The 17,422-nt window shown below is 66.2% G+C and carries 18 protein-coding genes; 6 read left to right on the top strand and 12 right to left on the bottom strand.

Features of this window, described 5'->3' with window-relative positions; genetic code table 11:
- From Q7J26_RS07785 to dapB, 3 genes are all read left to right on the top strand, one after another.
- Positions 1–1,123: Hsp70 family protein (locus tag Q7J26_RS07785; RefSeq protein ID WP_304935914.1), on the top strand; the 1,123-nt coding region annotated here is incomplete at its 5' end.
- Positions 1,124–1,297: 174 nt separating this feature from the next.
- Positions 1,298–2,500: a molecular chaperone DnaJ gene (dnaJ, locus tag Q7J26_RS07780; protein WP_304935913.1), complete on the top strand. Its 1,203-nt coding sequence runs from the start codon at positions 1,298–1,300 to the stop codon at positions 2,498–2,500.
- Positions 2,497–3,246 (top strand): 4-hydroxy-tetrahydrodipicolinate reductase, encoded by a 750-nt coding sequence (gene dapB / locus Q7J26_RS07775; RefSeq protein WP_304935912.1) that lies wholly within the window; start codon positions 2,497–2,499, stop codon positions 3,244–3,246. Before dnaJ ends, dapB begins: the two co-directional genes overlap by 4 nt.
- Before the next feature lie 168 nt (positions 3,247–3,414).
- Here dapB and Q7J26_RS07770 read toward each other — a convergent pair whose 3' ends face one another.
- The gene (locus Q7J26_RS07770; RefSeq protein ID WP_304935911.1) at positions 3,415–3,780 is read right to left on the bottom strand and encodes a hypothetical protein; all 366 of its coding nucleotides are present in this window, start codon (positions 3,778–3,780) and stop codon (positions 3,415–3,417) included.
- A 152-nt stretch (positions 3,781–3,932) separates the two neighbouring features.
- Here Q7J26_RS07770 and Q7J26_RS07765 point away from each other — a divergent pair, with 152 nt between their 5' ends.
- Together Q7J26_RS07765 and Q7J26_RS07760 are read left to right on the top strand one after the other, a co-directional pair.
- Positions 3,933–4,868: a DMT family transporter gene (locus Q7J26_RS07765; protein ID WP_304935910.1), complete on the top strand. Its 936-nt coding sequence runs from the start codon at positions 3,933–3,935 to the stop codon at positions 4,866–4,868.
- A gap of 278 nt (positions 4,869–5,146) precedes the next feature.
- Positions 5,147–5,272, top strand: a complete 126-nt coding sequence (locus tag Q7J26_RS07760) for an entericidin A/B family lipoprotein (protein WP_304935909.1) — start codon at positions 5,147–5,149, stop codon at positions 5,270–5,272.
- Positions 5,273–5,353: 81 nt separating this feature from the next.
- Here the strand turns inward: Q7J26_RS07760 and Q7J26_RS07755 are convergent, their stop codons facing one another.
- The 8 genes from Q7J26_RS07755 to Q7J26_RS07720 all read right to left on the bottom strand — a co-directional run bounded on the left by Q7J26_RS07755 (position 5,354) and on the right by Q7J26_RS07720 (position 13,510).
- Complete coding sequence (locus tag Q7J26_RS07755; protein ID WP_370651924.1) at positions 5,354–6,742, bottom strand: MFS transporter; 1,389 nt, start codon at positions 6,740–6,742, stop codon at positions 5,354–5,356.
- A 40-nt stretch (positions 6,743–6,782) separates the two neighbouring features.
- A complete protein-coding gene (locus Q7J26_RS07750; protein ID WP_304935907.1) occupies positions 6,783–8,330 on the bottom strand; it encodes a response regulator in 1,548 nt (515 codons plus the stop codon).
- 54 nt (positions 8,331–8,384) lie between these two features.
- Positions 8,385–10,001 (bottom strand): YifB family Mg chelatase-like AAA ATPase, encoded by a 1,617-nt coding sequence (locus Q7J26_RS07745; RefSeq protein WP_304935906.1) that lies wholly within the window; start codon positions 9,999–10,001, stop codon positions 8,385–8,387.
- A 60-nt stretch (positions 10,002–10,061) separates the two neighbouring features.
- Complete coding sequence (gene gshB / locus Q7J26_RS07740) at positions 10,062–11,015, bottom strand: glutathione synthase (protein WP_304935905.1); 954 nt, start codon at positions 11,013–11,015, stop codon at positions 10,062–10,064.
- 108 nt (positions 11,016–11,123) lie between these two features.
- On the bottom strand, positions 11,124–11,318 hold the full coding sequence (locus Q7J26_RS07735; protein ID WP_271164955.1) for a Trm112 family protein: 195 nt from the start codon (positions 11,316–11,318) through the stop codon (positions 11,124–11,126).
- A 25-nt stretch (positions 11,319–11,343) separates the two neighbouring features.
- Positions 11,344–12,000 carry an LON peptidase substrate-binding domain-containing protein gene (locus tag Q7J26_RS07730; protein WP_304935904.1) on the bottom strand — a complete coding sequence of 219 codons (657 nt, stop codon included), beginning with the start codon at positions 11,998–12,000 and terminating at the stop codon, positions 11,344–11,346.
- 16 nt (positions 12,001–12,016) lie between these two features.
- Complete coding sequence (locus tag Q7J26_RS07725; protein WP_304935903.1) at positions 12,017–12,922, bottom strand: co-chaperone YbbN; 906 nt, start codon at positions 12,920–12,922, stop codon at positions 12,017–12,019.
- Positions 12,923–13,189: 267 nt separating this feature from the next.
- Positions 13,190–13,510, bottom strand: a complete 321-nt coding sequence (locus tag Q7J26_RS07720; protein WP_267515239.1) for a 2Fe-2S iron-sulfur cluster-binding protein — start codon at positions 13,508–13,510, stop codon at positions 13,190–13,192.
- 462 nt (positions 13,511–13,972) lie between these two features.
- Between Q7J26_RS07720 and Q7J26_RS07715 the strand changes: the two genes are divergently transcribed.
- Positions 13,973–15,739 (top strand): retron Ec67 family RNA-directed DNA polymerase/endonuclease, encoded by a 1,767-nt coding sequence (locus Q7J26_RS07715; protein WP_304935902.1) that lies wholly within the window; start codon positions 13,973–13,975, stop codon positions 15,737–15,739.
- Positions 15,740–15,773: 34 nt separating this feature from the next.
- Here Q7J26_RS07715 and Q7J26_RS07710 read toward each other — a convergent pair whose 3' ends face one another.
- From Q7J26_RS07710 to Q7J26_RS07700, 3 genes are all read right to left on the bottom strand, one after another.
- Positions 15,774–16,493 carry a hypothetical protein gene (locus tag Q7J26_RS07710; RefSeq protein ID WP_304935901.1) on the bottom strand — a complete coding sequence of 240 codons (720 nt, stop codon included), beginning with the start codon at positions 16,491–16,493 and terminating at the stop codon, positions 15,774–15,776.
- 141 nt (positions 16,494–16,634) lie between these two features.
- Positions 16,635–17,012, bottom strand: coding sequence for a gamma-glutamylcyclotransferase family protein (locus tag Q7J26_RS07705; protein ID WP_304935900.1), 378 nt, complete (start codon positions 17,010–17,012; stop codon positions 16,635–16,637).
- 17 nt (positions 17,013–17,029) lie between these two features.
- Positions 17,030–17,422, bottom strand: a 393-nt coding sequence (locus tag Q7J26_RS07700) for a 4Fe-4S dicluster domain-containing protein (RefSeq protein ID WP_304935899.1), incomplete at its 5' end; no start/stop codon positions are given.

The raw sequence follows: 17,422 nt of genomic DNA, 5'->3' as shown, positions 1-17,422 counted from the left end.
AAAGGCCAAGAAGGAGCTCAGCTCCACGACCCAGTACGAGGTCAATCTGCCGTTCATCACAATGAACGCCTCGGGCCCGCTGCACCTGAACATCAAACTGTCGCGCGCCAAGCTGGAAGCCCTGGTCGACGACCTGGTCGCCCGCACCATCGAGCCGTGCAAGAAGGCCCTGGCCGACGCCGGCCTGAAGGCCTCGGACATCGACGAAGTCGTCCTGGTCGGCGGCATGACCCGCATGCCCAAGGTGCAGGAGGCCGTGAAGGCCTTCTTCGGCAAGGAGCCGCACAAGGGCGTCATCCCTGACGAAGTCGTGGCCCTGGGCGCCGCCGTTCAGGCCGGCGTTCTGCAAGGCGACGTCAAGGACGTGCTGCTGCTGGACGTGACGCCCCTGACCCTGGGCATCGAGACCCTGGGCGGCGTCTTCACGCCCCTGATCGAGCGCAACACCACCATCCCGACCAAGAAGAGCCAGACCTTCTCGACCGCCGACGACAACCAGTCGGCCGTGACGATCCGGGTCTTCCAGGGCGAGCGTCCGATGGCGGCCGACAACAAGATGCTGGGTCAGTTCGACCTGATGGGCATCCCGCCGGCGCCGCGCGGCATGCCGCAGATTGAGGTCGCCATCGACAACGACGCCAACGGCATCGTCAACGGCTCGGCCAAGGACAAGGCGACCAACAAGGAACAGTCGATCCGGATCCAGGCCAACGGCGGCCTTTCGGACGCCGACATCGACAAGATGGTCAAGGAAGCCGAAGCCAACGCCGCCGCCGACAAGGTCCGCAAGGATCTGGTCGAAGCCCAGAACGCCGCCGACAGCCTGATCAACTCGACCGAGAAGGCCCTGGCCGAACACGGCGACAAGGTCGAGGCCGACGTCAAGACCGCGATCGAAACCGGCCTGACCGAGTTGAAGATCGCCCGCGAGGGTACGGACGCCGAGGACATCCGCGCCAAGACCAACACCCTGGTCCAGGCCTCGATGAAACTGGGTGAAGCCATGTACGCCCAGCAGCAGGGCGCCGGCGACGCTGAAGGCCAACCGGCCGACGACGGCGTGGTCGACGCCGAGTTCGAGGACGTGTCGGACGCCGACGGCGACGAGAAGAAGAGCGCCTGATCCGCAACAGGTCGGCGAAATGATACGGCCCCGCTTGTCTTGCGATAGGCGGGGCCTTTTCATGAAACTTGCATCATTCGTCCCGGCCCCCATGTCAGCCGGGACACCGTCTTCCTCCAGGATCCACAGAGATCCGAGGGAAGCGGCAGGGGAAGTAATGAGGACTGACGCCCGATGGCGCGTGACTATTACGAGATTCTGGGCGTCGAACGGACCATCGACGCGCCCGGCCTGAAATCGGCCTACCGCAAGCTGGCCATGATCCATCACCCGGACCGCAACGGCGGCTCGGAAGAGTCGATGGCCCAGTTCAAGGAAATCTCCGAGGCCTATACGGTCCTGTCGGACGACAACAAGCGCGCGGCCTATGACCGGTTCGGCCACGCGGGCGTGAACGGCGGCGCAGGCGGCGGCTTCGGCCAGGGCCAGCAGGGCTTTTCCGACATCAACGACATCTTCTCCCAGGTGTTCGGCGACGCCTTCGGGGACGCCTTCGGCGGTCGCCAGGCGGGCCGGGGCCAGCAGGGCGGACCGCGTCGCGGCTCGGACCTGCGCTATGACCTCGAGATCAGCCTGGAGCAGGCCTACAAGGGCGCCGAGGTCGAGATCGACATCCCCGCCACCATGACCTGCGAGACCTGCGAGGGCTCGGGGGCCAAGCCGGGCACCAAGCCCGTCACCTGCACCACCTGCAACGGCGCCGGCCGGGTGCGCCAGGCCAACGGCTTCTTCCAGGTCGAACGCACCTGCCCCCGCTGCCACGGCGCCGGCCAGATGATCGCCGACCCCTGCACGACCTGTCACGGCCACGGACAGGTGCGCAAGACCCGCACCCTGAACCTGAAGATCCCCGCCGGCGTGGACGACGGCTCGCGCATCCGCCTGTCGGGCGAGGGCGACGCCGGTCAGCGCGGCGGCCCGCGCGGCGACCTGTACGTCTTCCTGTCGGTGACGCCGCACGACCTGTTCGAGCGCGACAACCTGGACCTGCTGGTCACCGTGCCCGTGCCGATGACGGTGGCGGCCCTGGGCGGCGAGATCGACGCCCCCTGCCTAGTGTCCGACGCCTGCGACGGCAAGTGCAAGGCGTCCGTCGCCGTGCCCGCCGGCGCCCAGACCGGCAAGACCGTTCGCATCAAGGGCAAGGGCATGCCCCACCTGAACGGCCGGGCGCGCGGGGATCTGGTGGTCGAACTGTTCGTCGAGACCCCCACCGACCTGACCCCCCGTCAGAAGGAACTGCTGCAAGAGCTTGCCCTGTCGTTCGGAGAGGGGCAGAACCCCCGCAACTCCAGCTTCGCCGGCAAGGCGAAGCGCTTCTGGGCCGACATCCTGCGCAATCAGGATGCGGACGGGTCGAAAGAAAACGTGGTTTGAGCGCAATCTTCCACGCCGGCATTTCCGGCTATCGCGGTCGGATGGGTCGCGCGGTGTCCCAGGTTCTCGATGCGCGCGAGGACGTGGTCGTCGCCGCCCGCTTCGACTGGGGCGAAACCGCCGACATCTCGCTGTGCGACGTGATCATCGACTTTTCGACCCCCGACGCCTCGGTGGCCCTGGCCCAGGGCGCGGCCGAACGCGGCGGCCCGGCCCTGGTCATCGGCTCCACCGGCTTCACGCCGGATCAGGAGGCCGAGCTGATGAGGGCCGCCGAGAAGATCGCCATCGTCAAGAGCGGCAACTTCTCCCTGGGCGTGAACATCCTGATCGGCCTGGTCCAGCACGCGGCCCAGCGTCTGGACGCCCAGGACTGGGATATCGAAATCACCGAGGCCCACCACCGCCGCAAGGTCGATTCACCGTCCGGCACCGCCCTGATGCTGGGCGAGGCCGCCGCCGAGGGCCGGTTCACCGACCTGTCCGAGATCCGCTCCGCCCCCTATGACGGCGTCCAGGGCGAGCGCGAGAGCGGCAAGATCGGCTTCTCCTCGATCCGCGCTGGCGGCATCATCGGCGAACACACGGTCCTGTTCGCCTCCGAGGACGAGGTCCTGACCCTCAGCCACTCGGCCATCGACCGCTCCCTGTTCGCCAAGGGCGCCGTCGCCGCCGCTGCCTGGGTCCGCACCCGGGGACCGGGGCTGTACGACATGCAGGATGTGTTGGGCTTCAGGCAGGCCTGACGCTTAGGGGGCTTCGCGCCGCGCTACGACGCTCGCGACGCGGTCGCTCACAGCTTGAGCGCATTTCACGCGTCGTCTGAGCAGCCGATCCTCGGGTCAAGCCCGAGGATGACGGAGAGGGGGCCTTCCGGCCTCAAGTCGCGCGAAGCGCGATAGGCCCCACAGAGATCAGTGCACGACCCGGCGTCGGCCGAATGCCGTCCCCGTCAGCAAGGTCTTGATGAAGAAGAAGATGGCGATGACGATCGCATAGCCCAGGAACAGGGCCAGGGCCGTCATCCAGAAGCCGACGGTCAGGATCGCCGGAAGGGCGAACTCGCCGCCGTTCAGCACCGGCAGGATGGCCAGCACGATCAGATGCACCAGGGTCGCGCCCAGGGCCGTCGAGGCCAGCGCGCGCCAGTCCACCATCAGCAGGGCGGCGATGATGGCGATGATCAACCCCATCACCTGGTTGACGCCGTCGAAGCCGGCGCTGGCGAGACCGGCGATTCCACTCAGGAAGTCGCCGATCTGATTGATCAGATTTTCCACGTCGTCTCTCCTGCAAGGTCAAAAAAATAGGGGCGCCGGTCAAGCTTGGCCGGTTAGACAGGCTTAACGCCGTTCGCGCGGAAAGGCTCCCTCGGGGGTGGGCGAGACGGCGGCGCGGGCCTATGTGTGCGCCGCAACATCGAAAGGACGTCATGACGGGACGGATCGGCGGCGAGGACATCGCGCGCGCCATCGCGCTCAGGATCGCGGCTGCGGGCTCCTTTTCCGTCATGGCGGCGGTGCTGAAACTGGCCTCTCTGGACGGCGTGGTCGCCCCCGAGATGCTGTTCTACCGCGCCTTTTTCGGCCTGCCCGTGGTCCTGGCCTGGGTGCTGACCCAGCCGGGCGGGCTGGCCGGCCTGACGACACGCCGGCCCTGGGCCCATGCGGGTCGCAGCGCCCTGGGCATCGTCTCCATCCTGTGCCTCTTCCAGACCCTGACCCTGCTGCCCCTGGCCGACGCCACCACCCTCAGCTTCACTGCGCCGATCTTCGCCACCCTGCTGTCCTTCCTGATCCTGAAGGAGGCGGTGGGGCCGCGTCGCTGGACCGCCGTTGCGGTGGGCTTCATCGGCGTGGTCATCGTCATGCGCCCCCTTTCGTTCGTCTCGGGGGGCGGTCATGCCGTGCCGCTCGAGGGGATCGGTTTCGGCCTGATGGCGGCTCTGCTGACGGCGGGCGTCACCATCACCCTGCGTCAGTTGCGCGACACCGAGCACGTCGCCGCCATCGTCTTCTGGTTCTTCGTCGGGTCCTCCGTGGTGGGCGCGATCCTGTTGCCGTTCGTCGGCCGGATGCATGCGCCCGCGACCTTCGCCCTGCTGATCGGCTCTGGCGTCGCCGGCGGCCTGGCCCAGCTGTTCATGACCGCCTCGCTGCAAAAGGCCCCGGTCGCCGTGGTCGCGCCCTTCGACTATCTCCAGATCGTCGGCGCCATAATCTTCGGCTGGTGGCTGATGTCCACGACCCCGACCTTGAACACCCTGGCCGGCGCCGCCCTCATCGCCTCCAGCGGCCTCTACACCGCCTGGCGCGAACACGTCCGCCGTAAGGCCGCCCTGATCCAGTCGACCGCGCCGCCGGTTTGAGACGGCTGACGTCGCGCCGGCCGTTCAGCGAATGAAGTAGCTAACAGAGTGGCCGTAGATCAGAACGGCGGCGACCAATGAAAGCCTCGCGAGAGGCCCTCCAATCCACCACGCCGGAAACAGGCTTGGGCGGTTCTGCGAATGGCCGACGCCTCTCATGCGGTCGGCGACTTTGGCTTCCCGAATTCCTTGTATGCAAATAATTTGGGCAGCTTCACGCAACATCTCGCCCCGGGCAGATCACGGCCGTCCTCGGCCACGGCCCCATCGCCGCCAAGATGGGCGTTTCTCCCGAACAGGCCGGCGAGACCCTGGCGGCCTGCAACACCATCTCGGGCGTCGGCCGCGACGTCTCCGCCGCCGGCTCGGCCGTCAGCCAAGGCGCCGAAAGCGCCAAGAACTAAACCGGCGACCGCTGGAACAGAGAAGGCCCGCCGGTGTCCGGCGGTCCTTTTCGTGGGCCTCACGGGAGAGTGATAGCCGGACTAAAAGGTGTTGACGCTTCTGTCTGATTTCCGGTGTCGAAGCAGCAGCAGCCAGCACAGCAGTACCGCAGGCAAGCCGACCGCTGCGGTTGCGGCGAAGAAGAGGGCATACGCCTCCATGAGCGGCCGTCCTTGTTCCAGCCCCTCCACAACGACGCCGGACAGTCCTTTCAAGAACTTGCCGAGCAGGGCGTAGAACGAACTCAACAGGGCATATTGTGTCGCCGTGTAGCCAATGCTGGTCAGGCTGGCCATGTAGGCGACGAGCGCAGCGCCAGCAAAACCTTCGGAGAAGTTCTCCACGAACAGAACAGCTGCAAAGACTGGCGTCGACAGACCAACCAACGCCATGGCCGTATAGCCTAGATTGGACATCGGCCCGATCAGAGCGCCAAGCAGCAAGGTCTTGCCGAAGCCGAAACGGACTGCGAACAGGCCGCCCGCAGCGATGCCCAGCAGCGACGCAATAAGCCCGACGCTCAGTCGCATGGCGCCGATGGTTTCCTTGGCCAACCCAAGGTCGGTGTAGAAGGGTCCGATCATCGGCCCCATGACGAAGTCTGGCAGGCGGTAAAGGCTGATCGCCGCCAGCATGAGGATCGCCGCCGCACCATGAGTTTTCAGGAAGGTGACGAAGGGCCCCACAATGGCGTCGAAAAGGCCACGGGGTGAGAGTAGCGACACCTGTCCCGTGACTTGCTCCAGAGTGCGGCGATCCACCGGCTCCTTCGCAAACAGGGTCGCAACGACGGCGATCCCCATAGCCGCGCCATACAGGCCATACGCGCCATTCCAACCGATGCCGGAGGCGACGAAAAGGATCAACGCGTTGCCCGCCAATATCGCCGCGCGATAGCCGAGTTGGAATGCCGAGGTCAGCAGACCCTGATCTTCGTCGCTTTCAGCGCTCTCGATCCGCCAGGCATCGGCGACAATGTCTTGCGTCGCGGCCGAGAAGGCCGTCGCCAAGGCGGCCACGCCCAGCAGGGTCAAGCCGCCTTCCGGCCCGATCAGGGCCATGGCGATCAGCGAAAGGCCGACGGCGATCTGGGACAACAGTAGCCAGCCCCGGCGCCGTCCCAGACGGCCCAGCAGCGGCACATCAACCCGATCGATCACGGGCGCCCAAAGGAATTTCAGCGAATACGCCAGGCCCACCCAAGAGATGAAGCCGATCGCCGCCAGCTCCGTTCCGCCCTCGCGCAGCCATATGCCGAGTGTGTTGCCGACCAGCATGAACGGTAGGCCAGAGCCCAGTCCGATTATCAGAGTGATGAGCACGCGCCCGCGCCCTAACGCTCTCAGGACATCAGTTGCTCCGACCGCTTTTTTGGGCGTGGTCTCTGCGGCGGGGGCAAGGGGGCCGTTGGGCGGCGTTAGGTTCGTCATGGACAGGCGTCTCCAAGGCCGCCGCCTCGGCGTCCTTATCTCAGCCGACCTTGGCGCGGATGTCGCGTTTCGTCCAGCGGGCCAGGGCGGCGCGCAGGGCGTCGGCGTCCAGCGGCTTGACCAGATGGTCGTCCATTCCGGCCTCCAGGCACAGACGGCGATCTTCGGCGAAGGCGTTGGCGGTCAGGGCCAGGATGGGGGTGGCGTCGCCCGTGGCGCGGATGGCGCGGGCGGCGGCGGGACCGTCCATGCCGGGCATCCGCATGTCCATGAAGACCAGGTCATAGCGGGCGCGCGCCAGGGCGGCGACGGCCTCATGGCCTGTGGCGGCGGTCTCGACCGTGCAGCCCTCGCGCCGCAGCAGGGTACGGGCCAGAAGGGCGCCGACCGGATTGTCCTCGGCCAGCAGCACGCGGACGCCGGCGAACCGGGCGGGGACGACGCGGTCGTCCTCGGGCGCAGCGGCGGTGGTCGCGGCGGCGGGGTCGGCGCCCACAGCGGCCAGAACCCGTTCGGCCAGGGAGGCGCGGCGCAGGGGTTTGATCAGATAGCCGTGGAAACCGGCGGTCCGGTAGCGGGGGATCAGGTCCCGCTCGGACGGCTTCAGCAGCACGACGCCCCGCCCGGTGGCGGGAAGGGGCGCCAGGTCTCCGGCGGGGGTCCCCGTATGATCGATCAGGGTCACGGCGGCCTTGGCGGCGACCTTGCCCCCGGACGCCTTGATCTGATCGGCGGCGGCGGCGTGGACGAAAGGGTTGGGCGAGCGGACGGCGACCGTCTGGCCTCGTAGCGGCTTGTCGCGCGGGGCGGCGACCGCCTCGAACGCCGCTTCAAAACGGAAACGGGCGCCGCCTTGGGCGCCGTCGTCGGCGCTGCTCGGCCGATCCTCGACCGTGGCCGTTCCGCCCATGGCCGCCGCCAGTTTGCGCACCACCGCCAGGCCCAGGCCCGCGCCGTCATGGCGCACGGCGTCGGAGGAATCGGCGTGGCCGAACTCTTCGAAGATGCGGGCGCGGGCTTCTGGCGGCACGCCAGGACCGGTGTCGTCGACGATGAAGGCCAGGCGGACGCGACCGTCGTCCACATCGGTCGGATCGGGGGCGACGCGTTCGACCGACAGGCGCACGCCGCCCGCTTCGGTGAACTTGACCGCATTACCGGCCAGATTGAACAAGACCTGCCGCAGCCGACCTTCGTCGGCCAGGATGTCGGGGGCGTCGGCGTCGACCGACCAGACGATCTCCAGCCCCTTGTCGTGGGCGCGTGGGCTCAGCAGCTCGGCGACGCCGCGCACCAGGCCTTCCAGATCGACCGGGGCCAGGTCGAACTCCAGCGATCCCGCCTCGAGCCGGGCGTAGTCCAGCAGGTCATTGACCAGGCCCAGCAGATGTTCGGCCGACTGGCGCGCATTCTCGGCATAGGCGCGCTGGGCGCCGTCCAGCCGGGTGCGTTGCAGGAGGTTGATCATGCCCAGCACGCCGTTCAGCGGCGTGCGCATCTCGTGGCTCATCAGCCGCAGGAACTGCTGGGCCGGATCGACGGCCTGCGTCGCCTGGGTCTCGATCCGTTTTGCAGCCCGTCGCGCCATCACCGTCTCCGTAGGCCGGGCAATATAGGGCCGTCGGGTTAAGGATTGCTCCTCTCACGAATAGAGGAAGGGCGCCTGGTCCGGCGTCGCCTCGCGGATCTCGGACGTTTCGCCCCGCTGGGCCTGGCGTCGGTCGAAGTCGGCTTCGGCGCCTACGGTGGTGCGGCGATAGATCAGGGCCTCGGCGATGTGGCGACGCAGCACCCCGGTGCAGCCGTCTAGGTCGGCGATGGTGCGGGCCAAGCGCAGGGTGCGGGTCCAGCCCCGCGCCGTCAGGCCGCCGGCCTCGCCCGCCCGCATCAGCAGCATCCGGCCCGCCTCGTCGGGCGTGGCGAACCGGTCCAGGGTGTCGCCCGAGGCGCGGGCGTTCAGACACTGGGCCGGATCCAGTCCCGCCGCGCGCACCCGGTCCTCCTGCATGGCGCGCGCGGCGGCGACGCGGGCCTTGGCCTCGGCCGTGCCTTCGGCGGGCGGGGGCAGGGTCATGTCGGCGGCGGTGACGGGCGGGGTTTCGACCGTCAGGTCGATCCGGTCGAACATCGGGCCGGAGATGCGGTTCTGGTAGTCGCGCTGGCAGCGGGGCGCCTTGCCGCAGGCCCCGCGTCCGGCCCCGCCCATGCCGCACCGACAGGGATTCATCGCTGCAACCAGCTGGAACCGCGCCGGATAGCGGATATGGGCGTTGGCCCGCGCCACCGCGATCTCGCCCGTCTCCAGCGGCGCCCGCAGCGAATCCAGGGCCTGGGCGCTGTATTCCGGCAGTTCATCCAGGAACAGGATTCCGTTGTGCGCCAACGAGGCCTCGCCCGGTTTGGCGCGCAGACCCCCGCCGGTCAGGGCCGCCATCGAGGCTGAATGGTGCGGGCTTCTGAAGGGTCGATCCCGTGTCAGCGCGCCCCGTTCGATCAGGCCGGCGACCGACCAGACCATCGAGGTCTCCAGCAATTCCTGCGAAGTCAGGGGCGGCAAGAGGCCCGGCAGGCGTTGGGCCATCATCGACTTGCCCGAGCCCGGGGGGCCGATGAACAACAGGTTGTGCCCGCCCGCCGCCGCGATCTCCAGCGCGCGCTTGGCCCCCTCCTGCCCCTTGACCTCGCGCAGGTCGGGCGTGACGCCGCCGGTCGCCAGCGGGCCGGGCTCGGGCGCGCGCAACACCTGGGTTCCCTTGAAATGATTGACCAGGGCGATCAGCGACCGTGGCGCCAGGATGCGGGCGCCGCCTGCCCAGGCCGCCTCGGGTCCCGTGGCCTCGGGACAGATCAGACCCAGGCCCATGGCGTCGGCGGCCACAGCGGCCGGCAGGGCCCCGCCGACCCGCGCGATCTGCCCGTCCAGACCCAGTTCGCCTATGGCGGCCCAACCGTCCAGGGCGTCCGGCGCGATCACCCCCATGGCCGCCATCAGGGCCAGGGCCAGCGGCAGGTCGAAATGACTGCCTTCCTTGGGCAGGTCGGCGGGCGCCAGATTGGCGATGATCCGTTTGGCCGGAAGCGCCAGGCCGATCCCGGCAAAGGCCCCCCGCACCCGTTCGCGGCTTTCGGCCACCGCCTTGTCCGGCAGGCCGACGATGTTGAACACCGTCTGCTGATCCTGGCCGACCAGCTGGACCTCGACATCCACGCGTCGGGCCTCGACTCCGTCAAAGGCGACCGTGACAACCCGCGCGACCATGGCCTTCTCCCGCTTCCCCGAGAGAACAGACCATGAACTGAAATCTAATTCAAGTGGTGGTCATGCAACCTGTGAAGCGCGCTTGGCTTCAATCACGTCCCACATCAGGGCGGTGGCGTCGATGCCGGTGAAGGTCTTCAACTGCTGGGCGCCGGTGGGCGAGGTGACGTTGATTTCGGTCAGATAGTCGCCGATCACGTCGATGCCGACGAAGATCAGGCCGCGTTCCTTCAGAGTCGGGCCGATGGCGGCGCAGATCTCCAGGTCGCGCGGGGTCAGCTCGACCGGCATGGCGGTGCCGCCGACGTGCAGGTTGGAGCGGACGGCGCCCGCCGCCGGGACGCGGTTGATGGCGCCCACGGGTTCGCCGTCGATCAGCAGGATCCGCTTGTCGCCCTTGGACACGGCCGGAATGAATTTCTGGATCACCAGCGGATCACGGCTGCCGGCGGCGTGGATCTCGATCAGGGCGTCCAGATTGGGATCGTCGGCGCGCAGCTTGATCACGCCCGAACCGCCGTTGCCGTGCAGGGGCTTCAGCACCACCTCGCCATGCGTCTTGTGGAAAGCGTTCAGGGCGACCGGATCGGCCGAGATCAGGGTCGGGGGCTGAAGGCCGGGGAAGGCGGTGACCAGCAGCTTCTCGGGCGCCGAACGCACCTGGGCCGGGTCGTTGACGACCAGGGTCTTGGGATGGACCGTCTCCAGCAGATAGGTGGCGGTGACATAGGCCATGTCGAAAGGCGGGTCCTGGCGCATCAGGATCACGTCCACGTCCTCAGCCAGGTCCAGTCTTGCCCAGTCGCCGAAGTCGACGTGGTTCCCGACCTCGCGCCGCACGGTGATCGGCCGGGCGCGGCAGTAGAGACGGCCCTCCTCCAGGGCCAGGGTGCGGAAGTCATAGACCCACAGCTTATGCCCGCGCGTCTGGGCCGTCTCGGCCATCAGGAAGCTGGTGTCCCCGGCGATGTCGACGGCCTCGATCGGGTCCATCTGGAGGGCGACTCTGAGCATCGGCGAGGCTTTCTTTACGTTAGCAGGCACTACGGAATTGGAGCGGCGAAGCGCCGCCGCAACCCCATCCGCTCATCCCCGCTTTCGCGGGGATGAGCGGAGTATAAATCAGTCCAACTGACGGGCTTCCTCGGCCAGCATGATCGGCACGCCCTCGCGGATCGGATAGGCCAGCTTGGCGCCGGCCGAGATCAGTTCGCCCGCGTCGCGGTCGTAGGTCAGCTTGCCGCGCGTGACCGGGCAGACCAGCACCTCGAGCAGGCGGGGGTCGACCGAAACAGGGGTGTTGAAGGCGTCACTCATGGTGGGTTCCTGAAAGCGTGGCCGCTTATTGCATGGACGGCGCCGCGTCGTCACCGGCGTCGGCGGCGTCGATGCGGAGCAGGGCGGTCAGGGCCTCGGCGCGGGGCAGCAGGCCCATGGCCTCCAGAAGGGCCTGTTTCTCGGCCGGTTCGAACGGCAGGGCCATCGACAGGCTGTTGACCAGGGCCTCCATCGGCGCGCTCTCGGCCGTGTCCCAGTCGATGTCCAGCAGCCGGTGGGTCATGTAGGCGCGCAGGGCGTCGAGGAAGGCTTCGCGGTCAAAGTCCGGTTCTTCCGGCGGAGGCGCCAGGTCGTCCTCATAGGCGTCGAAGGCGGCGCGCACCTGGCGATAGGGCGCCTTGGACGGCAGTTCGGCGGCGATGCGGAACCGCGACACCCCGGTCAGGGTGATCAGATACCGACCGTCCGAGGTTTCCGCAAAACCGGTGATCCGCCCGGCGCAGCCCACCGGCGACAGGCCCGGCAGGGCCGGCGTCCCGCCCTTGGGCTGGACCAGGCCGATGATCCGGTCCCCGGCCATGGCGTCGTCCACCATGTTCAGATAGCGCGGCTCGAAGATGTTCAGCGGCAGCTGGCCGCGCGGCAGCAGTATGGCCCCCTCCAGCGGGAACACCGGGATCACCTGCGGCAGATCGAGCGCCCTGACATAGCCCTGGGGCATGAAGACTCCGATACGCTCAGGAAAACAGGATGGAAGACAGGCGGCGACGCCCGTCCTTGGCGACGTCGGAACTGACCCCGGCCGCGTCGAAGATGACCAGCAGCTGTTTGCGCGCCGCCTGGTCGTTCCATTCGCGGTCGGCCTGGATGATGGTCAGCAGATTGTCGACTGCGCCCTTGAAGTCGCCGGCCGCGCTCTGGGCCTCGGCCAGGTCGAACCGGGCCTGGTGGTCGCTCGGGTCGGCCGCCACCTTGGCCTCCAGCTCGGCGGAGGCCCCAGTCGGCGCCTTGGCGGCCAGGGCCAACTGGGCGCGCACGCTCTGAACCGTCGGTTCCTTGGAGTCCTGGGGGGCCATGGCGATGGTCTGGGCGGCCTGTTCGGGATCGCCGCCCGCCAGATAGACCCGCGCCATGCCGGCGATGGCCTTCTCGTTCTCGGGCTCAATCGACAGGACATGGGCGAAGGCCTGGGCGGCGCCGCCGAAGTCGTTCAGGCCCAGGGATTCCTCGCCCAGCTCCAGCAGTTGCGCCGTCTCGGTGGATCCACCCTGGCCGCCGGTCAGCTTGTCGATGAAGGCCTTGATCTGGCTGTCAGGAATGGCGCCCTGGAAGCCGTCCACCGGCTGGCCGTTGACGAAGGCGTAGACGGTGGGGATCGACTGCACCCGCAGCTGTCCCGCATAGGCCGGATTGGCGTCCACATCGATCTTGACCATCTTCACCGCCCCCTTGGCGGCGCGCACGCCCTTCTCCAGCGCCGGCCCCAGGGTCCGGCACGGCCCGCACCAGGTGGCCCAGAAATCGACGATGACCGGCTGATGCTTCGACGCCTCGATGACGTCGGTCATGAAGGAGGCGTCGGTGCCTTCCTTGATCAGGTCGCCCGAGAGATTGGGGTCCAGGGTCGGGTCGGCGAAGGTCATGTCGGGGGTCCGTGCTGGGTCGAAAGATCGTAACGGCTCAGATGGCGACGGGATGCGCCGGCATCAAGCGGCGAATTGACCCGCTGTGACCCAGGGCGGCGTCCACCGCGCGGGTTTCAGACTCGGCCGGCGGAAAAACACCGTCTGAATAGTATGAATCGTCTGAAATTCCCGCCTCGCACGCGGCCTCGGTTCGCCGCTGCATCGACATGGGGCGCCGGTCGCGCGGTTCAAGCGGCGAAAGACGTCTTCGCCGGCCTGTGTCGCCTAGTGCTGGTTCTGCGGCAACCGCACCACCAGGCCGTCCAGCGCCTCCGACACCCGGATCTGGCACGACAGCCGGCTGTTGGGCTCGACCTCTTCGGCGAAGTCCAGCATCGACTCCTCCATGGCCGAGGGCTTGCCCGCCGCCTCGCGCCAGGCCTCGTCGACATAGACATGGCAGGTGGCGCAGGCGCAGGCCCCGCCGCAATCCGCATCGATCCCCGGCACATTGTTCCGTATCGCGCCCTCCATGACGCTCAGCCCCGGTTTCACGTCGACGACGTGCTCGGTTCCGTCATGCTCGATATAGGTGATGCTGGCCATGGCCCGCTCATATCAAGCCGGGGGGATGGTGCAAGGGCGGATGGGAGATGGGGGCGGTTCAAGTGGGCGCAGGAGGCTGAACCTGACTCATGGCAGACGTCCGGAAGGTCCGCTTCTGAACCATTGGACGACTTTCAGCTGCGAACGTTAGTGTGCGAGCAGCGCATAGGTTTGCGGGCGACCGGATGCAGGAGCCTTCGGCGACCGAAGCTGGGCGAAAGGCTATCGAAGCGCGCCCTTGGCGAAGCCCTAAGCAACCTCTGCTTGCCAAGCGGCACTGCGCGCGGTACCCAAGAAATTGGCTTACAGGCAGATTTGTCGTCGTGTTTCGCGACGTATGAAGCAATACGACTAGTCGTTGCTTCCCAATGACCCTTATCGCTGTTTGACCGTTTACGGGCAAATGGGCCGATGAACGCATAGGAGTGCCTGTAAGCCTCACAACTGGGGCGAATACGCACTGTGTCTGTACTTAAGAGTCTGAAAGCAGCGAAGGACATCGACGACCTGGCGGCACTGCTTGGCTACAAGCCCAAGAGTCTGTCCTACATCCTGTACAAGCTGCCCGACGCCGCCAAATACACCACCTTCAAGATCCCGAAGAAGAACGGCGGCGAGCGAGAGATCTGCGCGCCCACCAACCAGTTGAAGCTGCTTCAGCGGCGGCTCGCGAACATCCTCTACGCCTGCCGGGACGAGACCGATAAGGAGAGCGGCCTCGGGTCTCTGTCGCATGGGTTCCGACGCGGCCATTCCATCGTGACGAACGCCAAGCCGCATCATGGCCGGCGTTTCGTGCTCAACCTGGACCTCGAGGACTTCTTCCCGAGCTTCAATTTTGGGCGAGTGCGAGGTTTCTTCATCAAGAGCAAGTCGTTCGAGCTGAACGACAAGGTCGCGACGCTAATCGCGCAGATCGCCTGCTACCAAAATGTGCTGCCCCAAGGCAGCCCTTGTTCACCGGTCATCTCGGACCTACTCGCCCATCTGCTTGATGTGCGCCTAGCGAAGATGGCTAAGACGCAAGGTGTGACCTACTCGCGCTATGCCGACGACCTGACTTTCTCGACCAACAAAAAGATATTTCCGCCCGCACTCGCGACCCAAACTGAAGGCGATACCGGGCTTTGGGAGTTGGGGAACGAGCTAGTGTCGCGGATCACGGATGCCGGCTTCAACGTCAACCCGGACAAGACACGGATGCAAATCCGAATGTCGCGTCAGCTGGTCACCAGCCTGACGGTCAATGCGAAAGTCAACGTCCGGCGCGAGTACTACAAGCGCACGCGCGCCATGTGCGACTCCCTGTTCAAGACCGGCCAATACGCGGATGTCCCGTTCAACAAGTCGCTCGCCCGTCGGCGCGACAACGCGCCGGACGCAAAAGACGGTGACGCGCCGGGAGGGGGGGCGAAAGCGGCCGCGAAGATGGGGATCACGTCACTCGGTCCTCTCAGCGGGCGCCTAGCCCACATCCATTATGTGAAGGACTCGATCGACACCCGTGAGGAGATCGAGAAGCGCAAGCACAAGACGACCTTCCGTAAGCTCTATTATCGCTTCCTATTCTACGTGAAGTTCGTGGCCCTGGACCGCCCGCTCATCCTGACCGAGGGCAAGACGGACAACGTCTACCTCTCCCTGGCAATCAAGCACTCGCTGGCCTTCCAACCGAAGCTCGGGACGGTAACCCCCAAGGGGTTTCAGAGCGCCGTTCGCTTCTTCAACCACCTGAACAAGACGCGGGAAGTCCTCGAACTCGATGGCGGCTCGGGCAACTTCAAGTTCTTCGTGCTGCGCTATAAGGAGCTGATGGCCACGTTTGGGCACAAGCCCCAGGCCCATCCGGTGATCCTGCTGCTGGACAACGATGACGGCGCGAAGGACATATTCGCGGTCATCAAGCAGAACTACGGCATCGAGATCAAACTGAGCTCGACCGATGCCTTCTTCCACATCACCGACAACCTCTATGTCATCGCGACACCGCATGTCGGCAAGAAGATGAAGACCTGCATCGAGGACCTGTTCGAGCCCTTGCTGTTGAAGGAGAAGCTCGGCGGCAAGACGCTAAATCTCGGCACGCCCAACCCCGCAACGGAATACGGGAAGCACGTGTTCGCGGAGAAGGTGGTGCGGCCAAAGGCTTCCACTCTGAAGTGGGATGGGTTCGCGCCGCTGCTCCAGCGGATCATCGACGTTCTCGACGACTACAAGCCGCTGCCCTAGTCGTTGCCGTTTGCCTATGTCTCCTTTTGGCGCGCTAGAGACCTGCCGCATCCAACCGGACATGTAGCCGTTTCGCCAAGGCGATTGAGGCTTCGGCCAACGCATCCTCATCTAGCAGCAGCGCGTGACAGAAACTGCCTTGAAGCACTGCTGCGATTTGCCAGAGGTGGTGCGTTTTCTTGGTCAGGTCCGTCCAAGCTTCCTGCATGGTGGGTTCATCTGGCGTGACCACACCGCGCATGATTGACAGGCCGGTGACGTGCGACGAAGTCCCTGAGAGTCCACGATAGAACTGGTAGAGCATGGGGACTTTGCCGTCGTCGGCGAGGGTCTTCATTTCCAGCTTGCGGGCACTAACGTTGGGCTCCATCTGCGAAGCCAGCCAACGGCGCGCCTTCTCACCGTCTCGCTCCAAGTCCTTGTCATCGACCTCGCGAGCTTGTTTGATCTGGGACGTCACCGTGTGAAGCGCGTCTTGCTTTAGTTGGGTCCACAGACCGCCTTCGGTGTAGAAGTTAGCGCACAAACAGATCGCGGCCTCGATCGAGGATCGAAGTAGCGTATCAGACTCGACGACCAGCCCGTCTTTGTACAGCAGGGCATAGCCACGGTGATGGCTCCATAGCCGCTTGTAGAGGGTGCAGGACACCATCTTGGGGTCGCTATTCAGCCCTTCGGTACGGAGCGTCTTCGCCCATAGGGCCTCGGCCAGTCGGTTAGTCTCGTTGAACAGGATGGCGTCGTCAGCGACCAAATGATCGGCTCCAGTGGTGACGCTTTAGTCTATCGAAGTACGCCGCATGCAAAAAGGTAAAGCTAGGGCCCGCGAAGCCGCCGCTTATACGTCCGCTTCACGGAAGCAAGTGAATGACCGCCTCTGGCGCAAATCCGCCCCTCACCCCTCCGACGCCACATACACCCATGCCTCCGCCCCTGCCTCCGTCGTCACGCGTACCCGGCGATAGGCCTCGCCCTCATAGGCGTCGGCGGCGGTCAGGTCGGCGGGGGTCAGGGGGTAGAGGCGGCCGGGGACGGGCGGGGCGTCGTCCGTCGTCGGGATCAGGATCGGATAGTGGGTCAGGCCGGTCTCGGCCGTGACCTGGGTGTCGTGGACGGGGGGGTCGTCGAGGGGGATGTGCGACAGGCGAAAACCGCTCAGTCGGTCCGGGGCACCCGTTCCAGGGTGGGGAGCCAGAGCGCGACCAAAGACGGCCGTCTGGACCGCCGGGTCCTGCAGCGTGCCATAGGCGAACAGCAGGACCTCAGCGGTCATTGGAGCGACGCCGGCGTTTAGGCCGCCTGTCTCTTCCGGCTGGGCGCGACCATCAGCTTCTTGGTTTCAGCGATGGCCTTGGCCGGGTTCAGGCCCTTGGGGCAGACCTGGGCGCAGTTCATGATGGTATGGCAGCGGTACAGTTTGAACGGGTCTTCCAGGTCGTCCAGACGTTTTTGCGTGGCGTCGTCGCGGCTGTCAGAGATCCAGCGATAGGACTGCAGCAGGGCCGCCGGGCCGAGGTATTCCTCCTGGTTCCACCAGTAGCTGGGGCAGGAGGTCGAGCAGCAGGCGCACAGGATGCATTCGTACAGCCCGTCCAGCTTGGCCAGGTCTTCCGGCAGCTGGATACGCTCCTGCTCCGGGTCCGGATCATCGGACTGGAGGTAGGGCTGGATCGAGTCGTATTG

Source organism: Brevundimonas sp. (assembly GCF_030656255.1).
GTDB lineage: Bacteria > Pseudomonadota > Alphaproteobacteria > Caulobacterales > Caulobacteraceae > Brevundimonas.
This window is presented reverse-complemented; position numbering and strand designations above follow the sequence as displayed.

Bases quoted from the DNA above. Each gene is read 5' to 3' on its own strand.
- dnaJ (WP_304935913.1), top strand. From the start codon at position 1,298: ATGGCGCGTGACTATTACGAGATTCTGGGCGTCGAACGGACCATCGAC.
- Q7J26_RS07765 (WP_304935910.1), top strand. From the start codon at position 3,933: ATGACGGGACGGATCGGCGGCGAGGACATCGCGCGCGCCATCGCGCTC.
- Q7J26_RS07760 (WP_304935909.1), top strand. From the start codon at position 5,147: ATGGGCGTTTCTCCCGAACAGGCCGGCGAGACCCTGGCGGCCTGCAAC.
- Q7J26_RS07755 (WP_370651924.1), bottom strand. From the start codon at position 6,742: ATGACGAACCTAACGCCGCCCAACGGCCCCCTTGCCCCCGCCGCAGAG.
- Q7J26_RS07750 (WP_304935907.1), bottom strand. From the start codon at position 8,330: ATGGCGCGACGGGCTGCAAAACGGATCGAGACCCAGGCGACGCAGGCC.
- Q7J26_RS07745 (WP_304935906.1), bottom strand. From the start codon at position 10,001: ATGGTCGCGCGGGTTGTCACGGTCGCCTTTGACGGAGTCGAGGCCCGA.
- gshB (WP_304935905.1), bottom strand. From the start codon at position 11,015: ATGCTCAGAGTCGCCCTCCAGATGGACCCGATCGAGGCCGTCGACATC.
- Q7J26_RS07735 (WP_271164955.1), bottom strand. From the start codon at position 11,318: ATGAGTGACGCCTTCAACACCCCTGTTTCGGTCGACCCCCGCCTGCTC.
- Q7J26_RS07730 (WP_304935904.1), bottom strand. From the start codon at position 12,000: ATGCCCCAGGGCTATGTCAGGGCGCTCGATCTGCCGCAGGTGATCCCG.
- Q7J26_RS07725 (WP_304935903.1), bottom strand. From the start codon at position 12,922: ATGACCTTCGCCGACCCGACCCTGGACCCCAATCTCTCGGGCGACCTG.
- Q7J26_RS07720 (WP_267515239.1), bottom strand. From the start codon at position 13,510: ATGGCCAGCATCACCTATATCGAGCATGACGGAACCGAGCACGTCGTC.
- Q7J26_RS07705 (WP_304935900.1), bottom strand. From the start codon at position 17,012: ATGACCGCTGAGGTCCTGCTGTTCGCCTATGGCACGCTGCAGGACCCG.